Source organism: Pseudomonas donghuensis, assembly GCF_000696345.2.
Lineage (GTDB): Bacteria > Pseudomonadota > Gammaproteobacteria > Pseudomonadales > Pseudomonadaceae > Aquipseudomonas > Aquipseudomonas donghuensis.
Window position 1 is genome coordinate 3,747,290 of record NZ_CP071706.1, and the last position, 15,062, is coordinate 3,762,351.

The window sequence follows — 15,062 nt, forward strand, 5'->3', positions numbered from 1 at the left end:
TTACGGGTGCGCGACCTAGCGAAATTGCGCAAGGAACCGCAAGTCGTTGTCGAAGAACAGGCGCAAATCGTTGACGCCGTAACGCAGCATGGCCAGGCGCTCGGCGCCCATGCCGAAGGCAAAGCCCTGGAACTCTTCGGGGTCGATGCCCGACATGCGCAGCACGTTGGGGTGAACCATGCCGCAGCCCATGACTTCCAGCCAGCCAGTTTGCTTGCACACACGGCAGCCTTTGCCGCTGCACATCACGCACTGGATATCGACTTCAGCCGATGGCTCGGTGAAGGGGAAGAACGACGGACGGAAACGCACCGCCAGTTCTTTTTCGAAGAACACCCGCAGGAATTCTTCGATGGTGCCTTTGAGGTCGGCAAAATTGATGTCGCGATCGATCAGCAGGCCTTCGACCTGGTGGAACATCGGCGAGTGGGTCAGGTCCGAGTCGCAGCGGTAAACGCGGCCCGGGCAGACAATGCGGATGGGCGGCTGAGTGGACTCCATGGTCCGCACCTGCACCGGCGAGGTGTGGGTACGCAGCAGCATGTTGGCATTGAAATAGAAGGTGTCGTGCATTGCCCGGGCCGGGTGGTGGCCGGGAATGTTGAGCGCTTCGAAGTTGTGGTAGTCGTCTTCGACCTCAGGGCCTTCGGCGATGCCGTAGCCGATGTGGGTGAAGAACTGCTCGATGCGTTCCAGGGTACGGGTGATCGGATGCAGACCACCGGAGGTCTGGCCACGGCCCGGCAGGGTTACATCAATGCACTCGGCAGCCAGACGGGCGCTGAGCTCGGCCTCTTCAAACGCCGCCTTGCGCGCGTTGAGGACCTCGGTGACGCGTTCCTTGGCGTCGTTGATCAGCGCGCCAACCTTTGGCCGCTCTTCGGCAGGCAGATTGCCCAGGGTCTTCATCACCTGGGTCAGTTCGCCTTTCTTGCCAAGGAAGTGCACCCGGATCTGTTCCAGGGCATTGATGTCTTCAGCGCGTTCCACGGCCTCCAGGGCTTGGGAGACCAGCGCGTCCAGGTTTTCCATGTACAGACTCCAGATACGAAATAGGGGAAGAGCGCAGGCTCTTCCCCTATTAAGACGTTTAACACCAGGTGCCGGAAATGACACCGGGTGATTGTCGGGGGTACTTAAGCCAGCGAGGCTTTAGCTTTCTCGACAATCGCAGCAAACGCCGCTTTTTCGTTCACTGCCAGATCGGCCAGAACCTTGCGGTCGATTTCGATCGACGCTTTTTTCAGGCCAGCGATCAGGCGGCTGTAGGACAGACCGTTGATACGCGCACCAGCGTTGATACGAGCGATCCACAGAGCGCGGAACTGACGTTTTTTCTGACGACGGTCGCGGTAGGCGTATTGGCCTGCCTTGATGACCGCTTGCTTGGCAACACGGAATACGCGCGAGCGAGCGCCGTAGTAGCCTTTAGCCAGTTTCAGAATTTTCTTGTGACGCTTACGAGCGATGACGCCACGCTTTACACGAGCCATGAGTAACTTCCTCTAATCTTTGACCGAAATTAACGTACGCGCAGCATGCGCTCGACTTTTGCAACGTCCGACGGGTGCAGCAGGCTGCTACCACGCAGTTGACGCTTACGCTTGGTCGACATTTTGGTCAGGATGTGGCTCTTGAAAGCGTGCTTGTGCTTGAAGCCCGAAGCGGTTTTCAAGAAACGCTTCGCTGCACCGCTTTTGGTTTTCATTTTTGGCATGTTCGGATACTCCGCATTCAGTTGATAAACATAACCGCAAGGCCTGCCGTGCCCTGGTGGTTATTTCTTTTTCTTGGGTGCGATGACCATGATCAGCTGGCGTCCTTCCATCTTAGGATGCTGTTCGACGGAACCGTATTCCAAAAGGTCAGTTTCGACCCGCTTCAACAGTTCCATACCCAGCTCCTGGTGGGCCATCTCACGACCGCGAAATCTCAAGGAAATCTTGGCCCTGTCCCCATCACTCAGGAAACGTACCAGGTTGCGTAGTTTTACCTGGTAATCCCCCTCCTCCGTCCCTGGACGAAACTTGATTTCTTTAATCTGGACCTGCTTCTGATTCTTCTTGGCCTCGTTGGCTTGCTTCTTCTTTTCGAAGAGGTGCTTGCCGTAGTCCATGACTTTGCAGACAGGCGGTACTGCGTCGGCAGAGATCTCTACCAGGTCCAGCTTCGCTTCTTCAGCGATACGAAGCGCTTCATCAATCGAGACGATGCCAATCTGCTCGCCGTCAGCGCCAATTAACCGAACCTCGCGTGCCGAGATATTCTCGTTGATCGGGGCCTTCGGTGCAGCTCGTTTATCGTTTCTCATTTCACGCTTAATAGTAATTACTCCGATTCTTGGCGACCACGCCGGGAAACCGCTTGAGCGAGGAATTCAGCGAATTGAGCGACGGGCATCGAGCCCAGGTCAGCGCCTTCACGAGTACGCACAGCGACGGTTTGCGTTTCGACTTCGCGATCCCCTATAACCAAAAGGTAAGGGACCTTGAGCAAAGTATGCTCGCGGATTTTAAAGCCGATTTTCTCATTTCTCAAGTCGGACTTGGCACGGAACCCGCTTTCATTGAGAGTTTTTTCAACATTCTGGGCGAATTCGGCCTGCTTGTCGGTGATATTCATGATCACCGCCTGGGTTGGCGCGAGCCAGGCCGGGAATGCACCTTCGTAATGCTCGATGAGAATTCCGACGAAACGCTCGAACGAACCGAGGATTGCACGGTGCAGCATCACCGGATGCTTGCGGCCGTTGTCTTCGGAGACGAATTCGGCGCCCAGACGGATCGGCAGGTTGAAGTCGAGCTGCAGGGTACCACACTGCCACACGCGACCCAGGCAATCCTTCAGCGAGAACTCGATCTTCGGCCCGTAGAAGGCACCTTCGCCCGGCTGCAGGTCGTACGGCAGGCCGGCGCTGTCGAGGGCGGCAGCCAGTGCGGCTTCGGCGCGATCCCACAGCTCATCGGAACCGACGCGCTTTTCAGGGCGGGTCGAGAGCTTCATTTCGATGTCCTTGAAGCCGAAGTCGGCGTAGACATCCATGGTCAGCTTGATGAACGCGGCGGATTCGGACTGCATCTGCTCTTCGGTGCAGAAGATGTGCGCGTCGTCCTGGGTGAAGCCACGTACACGCATGATGCCGTGCAGCGCACCCGACGGCTCGTTACGGTGGCAGGCACCGAACTCGGCCAGACGCAGCGGCAGCTCGCGGTAGCTCTTCAGGCCCTGGTTGAACACCTGCACGTGGCATGGGCAGTTCATCGGCTTGATGGCGTAGTCGCGGTTTTCCGACTGGGTGGTGAACATGTTGTCGGCGTAGTTGGCCCAGTGGCCAGACTTTTCCCACAGCGAACGGTCAACAACCTGCGGAGTCTTGATCTCCAGGTAGCCGTTCTCGCGCTGCACCTTGCGCATGTACTGTTCCAGTACCTGGTACAGGGTCCAGCCGTTCGGGTGCCAGAACACCATGCCCGGCGCTTCTTCCTGGAGGTGGAACAGGCCCAGGCGCTTGCCGATCTTGCGGTGGTCGCGTTTTTCGGCTTCTTCGATGCGCTGAATGTAAGCAGCCAGCTGCTTCTTGTCGGCCCAGGCGGTGCCGTACACGCGCTGCAGCTGCTCGTTTTTAGCGTCGCCGCGCCAGTAGGCGCCGGACAGCTTGGTCAGCTTGAAGGATTTCAGGAAACGGGTGTTCGGCACGTGCGGGCCGCGGCACATGTCGACGTATTCTTCGTGGTAGTACAGGCCCATGGCCTGTTCATCCGGCATGTCCTCGACCAGGCGCAGCTTGTAGTCTTCGCCGCGGGCCTTGAACACGTCGATCACTTCGGCGCGCGGCGTGACCTTCTTGATGACGTCGTATTCGGTGTCGATCAGCTGCTGCATGCGCTGCTCGATCGCCGCCATGTCTTCGGGCGTGAAAGGACGCTCGTAGGCGATGTCGTAATAGAAGCCTTCGTCGATGACCGGACCGATGACCATGCGCGCAGTCGGGTACAGCTGCTTGACCGCGTGGCCGACCAGGTGGGCGCACGAGTGACGGATGATCTCCAGCCCCTCTTCGTCCTTGGGCGTGATGATTTGCAGGCTGGCATCGTTTTCGATCAGGTCGCAGGCGTCGACCAGCTTGCCGTCGACCTTGCCGGCGACGGTGGCTTTAGCGAGGCCCGCACCAATGGATGCGGCGACTTCGGCAACCGAAACTGCCTTGTCGAATGAACGTTGACTGCCATCGGGAAGAGTAATAATGGGCATGGCGCCTCCTCTCCTAGTGGTGACCCCTACCAAAGGTCACGTGGGTTGGGATGAGCCAGTACGCGATCCGCCCCTGTCTTTGCACAAGCAAAGCCTGCCTCACAGTGGCAGAAGCCCGAAGGCCTGCCAGGGAACGAACCAGAGTGACTGGAATAGTAAAAAAACAGTTGGGAGCTGCAAGCCGCAAGCTGCAAGAAAAAGCCGGCGGCGAGCTCAAGCCACGCATGCTAGCACAAAGCTTTCGGGCGATTGCGGGCAGATTGACCGGCTGGGCAGAAATATTCGGAAAATATGCCTTGGCGGTGAACTTGCGCGGATTTTTTCCGCTCAGAGTTTGAGAAGCGTCCTACTCTTGTGAGACTCGACCCCAAGGAGTGTTGGTTATGCGACTTCAGTCTCTTCTGGCCCTGGCGGCTGCATCTGCCCTGCTGCTGCCGCTGGGAGCCCATGCCGGCAAACTGCCCGCCAACTACCAGACGACCTGCGTAACGCAGGCGCAGAAGCAAGGCCTGGCACAGGATAAAGCCGAACAGCACTGCAAATGCGCCGGAGACGTGCTCGAAAAAAATCTCAGCGACAAGGAGATCAAGGACCTGGATACCCTGCAGGATGGCGTAGATGCAGCGGTAATGGAACGCGCGCAAAAAAATATTGCAGCGGTCTGCGGCCCGAAAAAATAGGGCCTTTCGCCAGTTATCCATCGCTAATTTGCTCCAGATCAGCATTCTGCGAAGGTAAAAGGGGCTACAAGCCCATAATTAGACTATGATGGTCGGCGTGCACCCTGTTGGCCTCGGCAACACCGCACTACTGAAAATCATGTTTCCTGGAGATACACCCATGTCTAATCGCCAAACCGGCACCGTAAAATGGTTCAACGATGAGAAAGGCTTCGGCTTCATCACTCCACAAGGTGGCGGCGACGACCTGTTCGTTCACTTCAAGGCTATCGAAACCGACGGTTTCAAAAGCCTGAAGGAAGGCCAGACTGTCTCCTTCGTTGCCGAAAAAGGCCAGAAGGGCATGCAGGCTGCACAAGTTCGTCCAGAGTAAGATCTGACCGAATAAAAAAACCCGTCCTTGTGGCGGGTTTTTTTGTGCCTGTATTTTGGGGCTGAAGGGCGTTTCTCTGTGGGAGCGGGCTTGCCCCGCGATCGGGCGCGAAGCGACCGTAATCCAGGCGCCACCTGATGTGTCAGCCGCACTGCCTCATCGCGGGGCAAGCCCGCTCCCACCACAGACAGTTGCTCCCACAGAGACCGTGTTAGCCGCAGTTCACGCGGGTAACCACGCCTTTTTCGTCGGCGTTGAGGTTCAGGCGCTCGGAGCGGTACTCCAGGGTCATGACGTCGTGAGGCTTGAGCACACGGGCCAGTTGCGAGCCGCTGGCTTTGCGCGCCTGCTCGAGCAACTCGGGGGTGGCCGGCTTGCCGATGGCGAACTCGGCGCCGCTGGCCTGGCAACGGCCATCGGTATTGGCGGCAACGTCTTCCGGGGCCTTCGACGAAGAGCCACCCGTGCTGCTGCAACCTGCCAGTACGGCGACGGCCAACAGGCTTGCCAATGATGCACGCGTGCGGAACATGAATCCTCCTTAAATACTTGAATGCTGCCTATGTGACAGCACTCCTGGTTTTTCGTTGCAAAACCGGGCCATTGTGCCCGAGCCAGAGCGCTCAGGGCCAAGTGCAATCGTGACCGGATTTTGCACGATCTCAATACAGATCGATGTAATCACTGGCAGGTTTCGGCCAGTTATTCTTCAGGGCGTTGTACACCTGCCGTATCCAGCGCTCGTCGTCGGCCACTTGCGGGCCGACGCAACCGGAGCCCGCAGCCCAGGTTTCCAGACGAAAGGCCAGGCCGTCCAGCTCACGGCCACCGGTGACCTGGGACAACCAGGCAATGCCGGCGCGACTGACCCGCAGCTGATTGTGTACCGCGCCATTTCCGGCCACCAGCAGGGCCCGCACGTTGTCGAGGGTAAAGTCGTTGGGGTTGGTCAAATCGATCTGCACTGCGCTGTCCCGGCAAGCTAAAACACCGTTAGTTTGCCACGACCCTGTGCTTATGCCTAAGTCGCAGTGCGCGGCAGGTGGCGCCCATGATTTACTGCAAACATCGGCGGAGCGCAGGCCAGCCTCCCCTTCAAACGCCAGGGCCCGGCATTTGAACCGACAGCGCGCGCAGTATTCTTTCGAGATTGATCATGACAAGCCACACCATCGATGCCGACATCAAGGTCAAATGGCCCGAGGGCCAGAGCGCCTACAGCCCGGCCAGCGCCGAGGAGTTGATGCTGATCGCGGTCGACCTGCTGGTCAAAGACCTGGGCCACGACGGCGCACGCAGCTACATCGACCAGGTCTTCGAACGTTACGCCCATACGGCTACGGCAGACGCGCCAGGCGGCTACTGAGCAGGTCGAAAAAGCCCTGGGCATCGCCGTCGGCGATCCAGGTGACGTTCGCCGGCTGCTTCAAGGCCCCGTACCAGTCAGTGATGGTCTGGCCAAAGGTCGGCCCATCACGGCTGTCGACCTGCATGAATACCTGGCGCCCCGTGAACAGTTCGGGCTTAAGCAGGTAAGCGATTACCGTGGTGTCATGCACCGGCCCACCTGGGATGCCATAGTGCTTCATGTCGGCCTTGACGTAGGCGTTGAGAATATCCACCACGCGCTTGCTGGCCGCATTGTTCAGGCTGGCGATCTGTTTCAGCCGGGCCTCACTGGTCAGCACCTTGTGGGTGACGTCCAGCGGCAGGTAGGTCAGCTTGACCCCACTCTTGAGCACCACTTCGGCAGCATGGGGGTCGGCGAACAGGTTGAACTCGGCCACCGGGGTGATATTGCCGCCGTTGAAGTGGGCACCGCCCATGACCACCACTTCCTTGATGCCGTTGACGATTTCTGGCGCCTCGATCAGCGCCAGGGCCAGGTTGGTCTGCGGCCCGAGCATGGCCACGGTGATGCTGTGCGGCTTGGCGCTGCTCAAGGTGTCGATCAGGTAGCGCACCGCATTGCCGTTGGCCAGCCCCTTCTGCGGCTCGCTGACCGTGACACCGGGCAAACCTTCTTCACCGTGGATGTCGGCGGCGTAGATCGGCGTGCGCAGCAGCGGCCTGGGCGCCCCGGCATACACCGGAATCTCTTCGCGCCCGGCCCACTCCCGGGCCAGGCGGGCATTGCGCGAGGTCTTTTCCAGGCGCACGTTGCCCGCCACAGTGGTGATGGCGCGGATTTTCAACTCATCAGGCGAAGCCATGGCCAGGAACAGCGCCACCACATCATCGGCGCCAGGGTCGGTATCAATAATCAGGTCAATGGGCGCGGCTTGGGCGCCAGCCGACAGCATGGACATCAGCAGTACTCCTTGGAGCAATCGTTTGGCACAGCTCAACATAAGACACGTCCTTATGGTCAGAGGGAAAAGCGCTAGAAGGTCACCCCGGCAACCAGCGCAATGTTGCTGTAGGGCTGGCACTCACCGGTGCGCACGATGGCACGGGCGCTGCGGCTCAACTGCTTGAACTCGTCATGGCTGAGCAAGCGCCGGTCGCCCAACTCGCCTTGGGCCGCCAACTGTTCGACCGTTGCCAGGCCCGGCGGCTGATGCTGGAGGATTTCGTTCGCCAGCACGTGGCTTTCGACCTGCATTTCACTCAGCACCACCCGCAGGGTGCTGGCGAAATCAGGAACACCCGGCGTCAACGCCAGGTCGATCAGTTCCACCCCCGGCGGCACCGGCAGGCCGGCGTCGCCGATCAGCAGGATGTCACCATGGCCAAGGGAGGCGATCAGGCGCGACAAGGCGATGTTGAGCAACGGAGTCTTCTTCATGGCTGCAGCTCGGCAAGGTGTGGAATCGAAGGCTGCGCACCGGCGCGGGTGACCGACAGCGCCGCCGCGCGCTGGCCGAAGGCGATGGCTGCGCCCTGCTCTTCGCCGCGCGCCAGGGCCGCGGCGAAACCGCCAACAAAGGTGTCGCCGGCCGCCGTGGTGTCCACGGGTTGCACCACCGGCGCGGGGAAATGCCTGAACGCCTGGCCATCGGCAAACAACGCACCCTGGGCCCCCAGGGTAACGATCACCTTGCCCACACCCAATGCCAACAAGCGCGTGGCGGCAACCTTGGCGCTTTCCAGGTCAGTGACCGGCACACCGCTCAGGGCCTCGGCTTCACTTTCATTGGGGATCAGGTAGTCAATGCTGGCAAACCATTCGGCCGGCAGCGGGCCGCTGGCGGGTGCCGGATTGAGGATCACGGTTTTACCCAGCGCCCTGCCCCGTTCAAGGGTGTAGGCGACGGTCGCCATGGGCACTTCCAACTGGCAGATGATCACATCGGCGTGTTGCAGCAAGGCATCAAAACGCTGCACTGATTCGGGCAGCAACTGGCCGTTACCACCGGCAATGATGACGATGGCGTTCTGGCTGGCGGCATCCACCACGATCAGCGCCACGCCACTGGACACACCGGCAGCAACGCCCACCGCCTGGCAGTCGATCTGTTCATCGGCCAGGGCCTGACGCAATTGCTGGCCATAGGCATCGTCACCGACGCAGCCGACCATCGCCACCTGCGCCCCCAGGCGCGCCGCCGCCACCGCCTGGTTGGCCCCCTTGCCACCGGGCACCGTGACGAAGGTCTCACCCACCAGGGTTTCGCCGCCGCGCGGCAAGCGCTGGGCGCGCGTTACCAGGTCCATGTTCAGGCTACCTACCACTACTACATTGGCGTGCATGTGCGGGCTCGTTCTCAGCGGTAATCATTGAAAAGGTCGGGGCGCGGCGCAGTCGACTCACGCAGGACGATGCTCGGCGCGACAATGCGCTGCTCCGGCGCGCCGCGCAGCGGTTCGGCAATACGCCGCAGCAGCAGTTCGGCGGCGTTTTCACCGAGCTCGCGGATCGACTGGCCGACGGTGGTCAACGCCGGGAACACGTACTGGCTGATCTGGATATCGTCGAAGCCGATCACCGACAGCTCGCTGGGCACGCAGATGTTGCGCTCGGCAGCGGCGCGCAATACGCCGATGCCGATCATGTCGTTGCCAGCGAAGATCGCCGTCGGCCGCTCGCCTTCGAGCAGCAGTGCCGCCGCGGCGTAACCGCCGAGGCTGGTGAAATCGCTGCTCAGCAGCCAGTCCTGACGTGGAGTAACGCCGGCCTCGGCCAGCGCCCGATGGAAACCGGCCAGGCGCAACTGGGCAACGCTGGTGCTGGCCGGGCCGCCGATGCAGGCGATGTCGCGATGGCCCAGGTCCAGCAGGTGCCGGGTGGCCAGGTAAGCACCCTGCTCATGGTCGATGCGTACCAGGTCGGCGGCCACGCCCTCCAGGGCGCGGTCGACGATGACCATCGGCGTGCGCACGCTGGCCAGGCTGTCGAGCAGGTCGCGGTCTTCGCCGACCGAGGCGACGATCAGGCCATCAATGCGCTTTTCCAGCAGCACGCGCAGATAGCTGCGCTGCTTTTGCGGGTTGTCGTCGGAGTTGCAGAGGATCACGCAGTAGCCGTTGCGCTCGCAGCCGTCCTCGATCCCCCGGGCCAGTTCGGCGAAGTACGGGTTGACGCTGTTGGGCACCAGCAGGCCGATGGTTGCGGTGCTGCGCGCCTTGAGCGAGCGGGCCACGGCGCTGGGCACGTAGTCGAGCTCGGCAATGGCCGCCTCGACCTTGAGGCGCACCGGCTCACTGACCGGGCGGGTCTTGTTCAGTACATGGGACACGGTGGTATAGGAAATCCCCGCCAGTGCCGCGACATCTTTGATGGTAGCCATTGTTTCAGTTCCGCCTGCGCGCGCGCCGGCTGCGGTAAGTGTCGAGGACCACGGCGATGACGATCACCGCCCCGGTGATGATGCGCTTGGTCGGTTCCGAGGCGCCGATCTGCGCCAGGCCTGCGGCCAGCACCGAGATGATCAGCACGCCGAAAAAGGTGCTGATCACCGAACCGCGCCCGCCCATCAGGCTGGTGCCGCCGATCACCACCGCGGCGATCACCTGCAACTCCAAGCCGGAGCCGGCATTGGGGTCGGCGGCCTCCAGGCGGGAAATCTGGAACAGCGCGGCGAGGCCCGCGAGCAGGCCCATCAACGAGAACACCAGGATCTTGTAGGGGCGCGGATCGATACCGGCCAGGCGCACTGCTTCTTCGTTGGTGCCGATACCGATCAGGTAGCGGCCGAACACCGTGCGCGTGAGTACCAGTTGGGCGAGGATGATTACCAGCAAGGCAATCAGGAACGACGGCGACACGCCAAAGGCCAGGGGGTTGGACAGCCAGGCAAAGGCATCACCGATGTAGGCGGTGCGCGAATCGGTCAATTGATAGGCCATGCCCCGGGCCATTTCCAGCACGCCGAGGGAAACAATGAACGACGGGATGCGCCAGGCCACGGTGATCGAACCGGTGATGCTGCCGGCCAGCGCCGCCACCGCCATGCCGAGCAGGGCCGCGGGCATCACGCTCCAGCCCCAGCCGAGCATCGCCACGCTGACCGCCGACCCGGCCAGGGCCAGCACCGAGCCCACCGACAGGTCGATGCCGCCGATGATCAGCACGAAGGTCATGCCCACCGCCAGCACCATCAGATCGGGAATCTGGTTGGCCAGGGTGCTGAAGGTGGCATACGACAGAAAGTGACTACTCAAAAACGAGAACAGTACGATCATCGCCAGCAAGGCGCCGGCCAGGCCCAGGTAGGTACCCAGGCCAAAGTAGGTGCCGCTGCGCTTGGCGCTCGGGGCGGCGGTGTCCAGTTGCGTGGTTTTCATGGGGTTGTCCTGGGCGCCGCTTCATGCAGCAACGCATCACGTTTCTGATAGCCGGCAAAGGCCGCGGCCAGTAGTTGGTCCTGGGTCCAGCTGTCGCGCTCGAAGGTGTCGATCAGGCGCCCGGCGCTGAGCACGCCGATGCGGTCGCAGATCAGCATCAGCTCGCGCAGGTCGCTGGACACCACCACCAGCGCCTTGCCCTGGCGCGCCAGTTCGGCCAAGAGGCCGTAGATGTCGAACTTGGCGCCCACGTCGATGCCGCGGGTCGGTTCGTCGAACAGCAGCACTGAACAGTCGCGCTCCAGCCAGCGGCCGATCACCACCTTCTGCTGGTTGCCGCCCGACAACTCGCCGACCACCTGCTCGGGACTGGAACTGCGGATGCGCATGGCGGCGATCTGCCGTTCGGCCAGTTCGCGCTCGGCACCTTTGTCGACCACGCCCGCGCGGGAAATCGCCGGCAGGTTGCCCAGGGCGATATTGGCACTGATCGACTGGCTCAACAGCAGGCCTTCGCCCTTGCGGTCTTCGGTGATCAGGGCAATGCCCTGGCGCACCGCAGCCACAGGTGAGTCGACCCGCACCGGGCGCAACGGGCTGCCCAGCTCGAGGCTGCCGCTGTCGGCGCTATCGGCGCCGTAGATCAGCCGCAGCAGCTCAGTGCGCCCGGCACCGATCAGGCCGGAGATACCGAAAATCTCGCCGCTGCGCACCTCGAACGAGACATCCTTGACCTTGTCGCTGCGGGTCAGGCCGTTGACCTTGAGGATCGGCGCGCCGATGTTGCGCACGCCCAGGTCGATATGTTCGCCCAGCTCGCGGCCGACCATCAGGTTGACCAGTTGCTCACTGTTGTAACGCTGCATCGGCTCGACACACACCAGCTTGCCATCGCGCAGCACGGCAATGCGCTGGGCGATGCGCTTGAGTTCTTCAAGGCGATGGGAGATATAAATGATGGCGACGCCGCGCTGCTGCAAGCGCTCGATCTGGCTGAACAGCAGCTCCACCTCGCGGGCGGTAAGCATCGCCGTGGGCTCGTCGAAGATCAGCACATGGCAGTCGCCGATCAGGTTGCGGGCGATCTCGACCATCTGCTGATGGCCGATGCCCAGCTCGCCGACCGGGGTATCCGGGTCGATGGCGTCCAGGCCGACCTGGGCCATGGCCGCCACCGCCAGCTGGCGCAGGCGCTTGCGGTTGATCCAGCCGGCACGCCCGGGCAAATTGTCGAGAAACAGGTTCTCGGCCACGGTCAGGGTTGGCAGCAGGTTGAGTTCCTGCATGACCATGCGCACGCCCAGCCGCTCGGCGGCGGCGCGGCTGCCCGGTTGGTAAGGCTGGCCCTGATAGAGCATCTGCCCGGTGGTGGGCACTTCGAGGCCGCCGATGATCTTCGACAGGGTGCTCTTGCCCGCGCCATTTTCGCCAGTCAGGGCCAGCACTTCGCCCCGGCGCAGGCTCAGGTCGATATCGCCGAGCACCGGCTGGGCGTAGGTCTTGCCGATCGCGCTGACTGAAAGTACGACATCCGCAGTCGCTGACATTGCCTGTTCTCCTGGCGCCCGCCGCACGGCGGACGCCCATCATGCGACTACTTAGTGGGTGACCAGCTCGACCGGCGTCTGGATGACGTTGTCGGCGTCGACGTCGGCTTTTTCGCCCTTGAGCATCTTCAGCGCCGCCTCGATGCCGAACACTGCCTGCTTGGCGGCGTACTGGTCGGCGGTGGCAAGCACGCGGCCATCCTTGAGCATCGGCTTGATGGCGTTGATGTTGTCGTAACCGACTACCTGCACCTGGCCGGCCTTGCCCGCTGCGCGCACCGCGGAAACCGCACCGAGGGCCATGCTGTCGTTGCCGGCCAGCAGGGCTTTGAGGTCAGGGTTGGCGTTGAGCATGGCGGCGGCGACGGCATTGCCCTTGGCAATTTCCCAGTCGCCCGACTGCACCGAGACGACCTTGATCTGCGCCGCTTGCATCGCATCCTTGAAGCCGGCGGTGCGCTGCTGGGCGTTGGTGGTGGTCGAGACGCCCTCGATGATGGCGACCTGGTCACCGGCCTTGAGCTTCTGCTTGGCCAGGTATTCACCGACCAGGCGTGCGCCCTTGCGGTTGTCGGGGCCTACGAACGGCACGCTGAGGTTCTTGCTCTTGAGCACCTCGGGGTCGAGGCGGTTGTCGATGTTGATCACGGTGATGCCAGCGTCCATGGCCTTTTTCACCACCGGCACCAGGGCCTTGGAGTCGGCCGGGGCGATGACCAGGGCATTGACCCCGGAGACGATCATCTGCTCGACGATACGGATCTGGTTGCCGGCATCGGTCTCGTCCTTGATGCCGTTGGATACCAGTTCGAATTCAGTGGCGTGGTCTTTCTGGTAGGCCTTGGCGCCGTCTTCCATGGTCAGGAAGAATTCGTTGGCCAGCGACTTCATCACCAGCGCGACTTTGGGCTTGGCTTCGTCGGCCAGGGCTTGGGAAAAGGGGGTGGCGAGGGTCAGCGAGGACAGAACGGCGAGCGCCAGCAGGCGTCCAGCAAAGGGCAGCTTCATGGGTTTACTCCGGATCTTATGATTTTTATCGGGTCGCAAACGTTTGCGTTAACTCACTATGAGAACGTCACCCGGTTTTGTCAAATTCGCTGCCGGAGACCACCTGGTCAGTGCTCGTAGGAATTATCCTAAAAACAACCGGAAAACCGAACACCTCTTGTACACAATATTCGGAATTCCGAATAGGAAAATGCTCCGTCCGCGCATCACCGACTCTTCTAAGCCCATGAAAATCAATAGAATCAAGATGAAAACCGACGAGCGGCAGTTCTGGTATGAAACCTGCTCCCTTGAGCGCGTTACACAGCAAACTCCAGCCAGAAGAGAAATCAACGATGAAAGCTGCGCTTAATTCCTTCGTTCCGGGCGCTATGGCCCTGCTGCTGTTAATGCCCGCAGGCGTCAACGCCAAGGAAGTCGAAAACCAACAGAAACTCGCCAACGTGGTGATCCTCGCCACCGGCGGCACCATTGCCGGCGCCGGCGCCAGCACCGCCAACAGCGCGACCTACCAGGCCGCCAAAGTCGGTGTCGACAAGCTGATCGCCGGCGTTCCGGAACTGGCCACCCTGGCTAACGTGCGCGGCGAACAAGTGCTGCAGATCGCTTCCGAAAGCATCAGCAACGAAAACTTGCTGCAACTGGGCAAGCGCGTTGCGGAACTGGCCGAGAGCAAGGACGTCGACGGCATCGTCATCACCCACGGTACCGATACCCTGGAAGAGACCGCCTACTTCCTCAACCTGGTCGAAAAAACCGACAAGCCAATCGTCGTGGTCGGCTCCATGCGCCCAGGTACCGCCATGTCGGCTGACGGCATGCTCAACCTGTACAACGCCGTGGCCGTTGCCAGCAACAAGGATTCGCGCGGCAAAGGCGTGCTGGTCACCATGAACGACGAGATTCAGTCGGGCCGTGACGTCAGCAAGGCCGTGAACATCAAGACCGAAGCCTTCAAGAGCCAATGGGGCCCGCTGGGCATGGTCGTGGAAGGTAAATCCTACTGGTTCCGCCTGCCGGCCAAGCGTCACACCGCCGATTCGGAATTCGACATCAAGAAAATCAGCAGCCTGCCTGCCGTGGACATCGCCTACGGCTATGGCAACGTCACTGATACCGCCTACAAGTCGCTGGCACAAAATGGCGCCAAGGCGATCATCCACGCTGGCACCGGCAATGGCTCGGTATCGTCCCGTGTAGCGCCTACCCTGCAGGAACTGCGCAAACAAGGCGTGCAGATCATTCGCTCGTCCCACGTCAATGCTGGCGGCTTCGTGCTGCGCAACGCCGAACAGCCTGACGACAAGAACGACTACGTCGTCGCTCACGACCTGAACCCGCAAAAAGCCCGCATCCTGGCCATGGTCGCCCTGACCAAGACCCAAGACAGCAAAGAGCTGCAGCGGATCTTCTGGGAATACTGATTCAGTAACCCAAAGCGCTTGCCCGCCCTGTAGGACGGGCAAGCCTGCCTCC

General features: G+C 61.3%; 19 protein-coding genes. 5 read left to right on the top strand and 14 right to left on the bottom strand.

Annotated elements, in window-relative coordinates; genetic code table 11:
- Positions 1-15: 15 nt before the first annotated feature.
- The 5 genes from pheS to thrS form a co-directional block, all read right to left on the bottom strand.
- Positions 16-1,032 (bottom strand): phenylalanine--tRNA ligase subunit alpha, encoded by a 1,017-nt coding sequence (pheS, locus tag BV82_RS17445; RefSeq protein WP_010222413.1) that lies wholly within the window; start codon positions 1,030-1,032, stop codon positions 16-18.
- A gap of 104 nt (positions 1,033-1,136) precedes the next feature.
- Positions 1,137-1,493, bottom strand: coding sequence for a 50S ribosomal protein L20 (rplT, locus tag BV82_RS17450; protein ID WP_010222414.1), 357 nt, complete (start codon positions 1,491-1,493; stop codon positions 1,137-1,139).
- Positions 1,494-1,522: 29 nt separating this feature from the next.
- On the bottom strand, positions 1,523-1,717 hold the full coding sequence (gene rpmI, locus BV82_RS17455) for a 50S ribosomal protein L35 (RefSeq protein ID WP_009394045.1): 195 nt from the start codon (positions 1,715-1,717) through the stop codon (positions 1,523-1,525).
- Positions 1,718-1,777: 60 nt separating this feature from the next.
- The gene (gene infC, locus BV82_RS17460) at positions 1,778-2,329 is read right to left on the bottom strand and encodes a translation initiation factor IF-3 (protein WP_174242331.1); all 552 of its coding nucleotides are present in this window, start codon (positions 2,327-2,329) and stop codon (positions 1,778-1,780) included.
- On the bottom strand, positions 2,329-4,251 hold the full coding sequence (gene thrS / locus BV82_RS17465; RefSeq protein ID WP_010222416.1) for a threonine--tRNA ligase: 1,923 nt from the start codon (positions 4,249-4,251) through the stop codon (positions 2,329-2,331). Before thrS ends, infC begins: the two co-directional genes overlap by 1 nt.
- A 143-nt stretch (positions 4,252-4,394) precedes the next feature.
- Here thrS and BV82_RS17470 point away from each other — a divergent pair, with 143 nt between their 5' ends.
- The 3 genes from BV82_RS17470 (at position 4,395) to BV82_RS17480 (ending at position 5,304) form a co-directional block, all read left to right on the top strand.
- Entirely contained in the window at positions 4,395-4,589 is a 195-nt protein-coding gene (locus tag BV82_RS17470; RefSeq protein WP_145959287.1) for a hypothetical protein, read from the top strand.
- A gap of 45 nt (positions 4,590-4,634) precedes the next feature.
- Complete coding sequence (locus BV82_RS17475) at positions 4,635-4,931, top strand: hypothetical protein (RefSeq protein ID WP_010222418.1); 297 nt, start codon at positions 4,635-4,637, stop codon at positions 4,929-4,931.
- Between the two features lie 160 nt (positions 4,932-5,091).
- A complete protein-coding gene (locus tag BV82_RS17480) occupies positions 5,092-5,304 on the top strand; it encodes a cold-shock protein (RefSeq protein WP_007956027.1) in 213 nt (70 codons plus the stop codon).
- Positions 5,305-5,515: 211 nt separating this feature from the next.
- Here BV82_RS17480 and BV82_RS17485 read toward each other — a convergent pair whose 3' ends face one another.
- On the bottom strand, positions 5,516-5,836 hold the full coding sequence (locus tag BV82_RS17485) for an I78 family peptidase inhibitor (RefSeq protein ID WP_010222419.1): 321 nt from the start codon (positions 5,834-5,836) through the stop codon (positions 5,516-5,518).
- 130 nt (positions 5,837-5,966) lie between these two features.
- A complete protein-coding gene (locus tag BV82_RS17490; RefSeq protein ID WP_010222420.1) occupies positions 5,967-6,269 on the bottom strand; it encodes a hypothetical protein in 303 nt (100 codons plus the stop codon).
- A 191-nt stretch (positions 6,270-6,460) separates the two neighbouring features.
- Here BV82_RS17490 and BV82_RS17495 point away from each other — a divergent pair, with 191 nt between their 5' ends.
- Entirely contained in the window at positions 6,461-6,670 is a 210-nt protein-coding gene (locus BV82_RS17495) for a hypothetical protein (protein ID WP_010222421.1), read from the top strand.
- Here the strand turns inward: BV82_RS17495 and BV82_RS17500 are convergent.
- The 7 genes from BV82_RS17500 to BV82_RS17530 form a co-directional block, all read right to left on the bottom strand.
- Positions 6,642-7,613 carry a nucleoside hydrolase gene (locus BV82_RS17500; RefSeq protein ID WP_374045212.1) on the bottom strand — a complete coding sequence of 324 codons (972 nt, stop codon included), beginning with the start codon at positions 7,611-7,613 and terminating at the stop codon, positions 6,642-6,644. The genes BV82_RS17495 and BV82_RS17500 overlap by 29 nt on opposite strands.
- A gap of 74 nt (positions 7,614-7,687) precedes the next feature.
- Positions 7,688-8,092 (bottom strand): D-ribose pyranase, encoded by a 405-nt coding sequence (gene rbsD, locus BV82_RS17505; RefSeq protein WP_036996265.1) that lies wholly within the window; start codon positions 8,090-8,092, stop codon positions 7,688-7,690.
- Positions 8,089-8,997, bottom strand: coding sequence for a ribokinase (rbsK, locus tag BV82_RS17510; protein ID WP_036996266.1), 909 nt, complete (start codon positions 8,995-8,997; stop codon positions 8,089-8,091). The genes rbsD and rbsK overlap by 4 nt, the downstream gene beginning before the upstream one ends.
- Before the next feature lie 14 nt (positions 8,998-9,011).
- Entirely contained in the window at positions 9,012-10,034 is a 1,023-nt protein-coding gene (locus BV82_RS17515) for a LacI family DNA-binding transcriptional regulator (protein WP_010222426.1), read from the bottom strand.
- Between the two features lie 4 nt (positions 10,035-10,038).
- Positions 10,039-11,031: an ABC transporter permease gene (locus BV82_RS17520; RefSeq protein ID WP_036996268.1), complete on the bottom strand. Its 993-nt coding sequence runs from the start codon at positions 11,029-11,031 to the stop codon at positions 10,039-10,041.
- On the bottom strand, positions 11,028-12,578 hold the full coding sequence (locus BV82_RS17525) for a sugar ABC transporter ATP-binding protein (RefSeq protein WP_036996269.1): 1,551 nt from the start codon (positions 12,576-12,578) through the stop codon (positions 11,028-11,030). The genes BV82_RS17520 and BV82_RS17525 overlap by 4 nt, the downstream gene beginning before the upstream one ends.
- A gap of 51 nt (positions 12,579-12,629) precedes the next feature.
- On the bottom strand, positions 12,630-13,586 hold the full coding sequence (locus tag BV82_RS17530; protein ID WP_036996270.1) for a sugar ABC transporter substrate-binding protein: 957 nt from the start codon (positions 13,584-13,586) through the stop codon (positions 12,630-12,632).
- A gap of 335 nt (positions 13,587-13,921) precedes the next feature.
- Here BV82_RS17530 and BV82_RS17535 point away from each other — a divergent pair, with 335 nt between their 5' ends.
- Positions 13,922-15,010 (top strand): asparaginase, encoded by a 1,089-nt coding sequence (locus tag BV82_RS17535; RefSeq protein WP_010222430.1) that lies wholly within the window; start codon positions 13,922-13,924, stop codon positions 15,008-15,010.
- Positions 15,011-15,062: the final 52 nt, after the last annotated feature.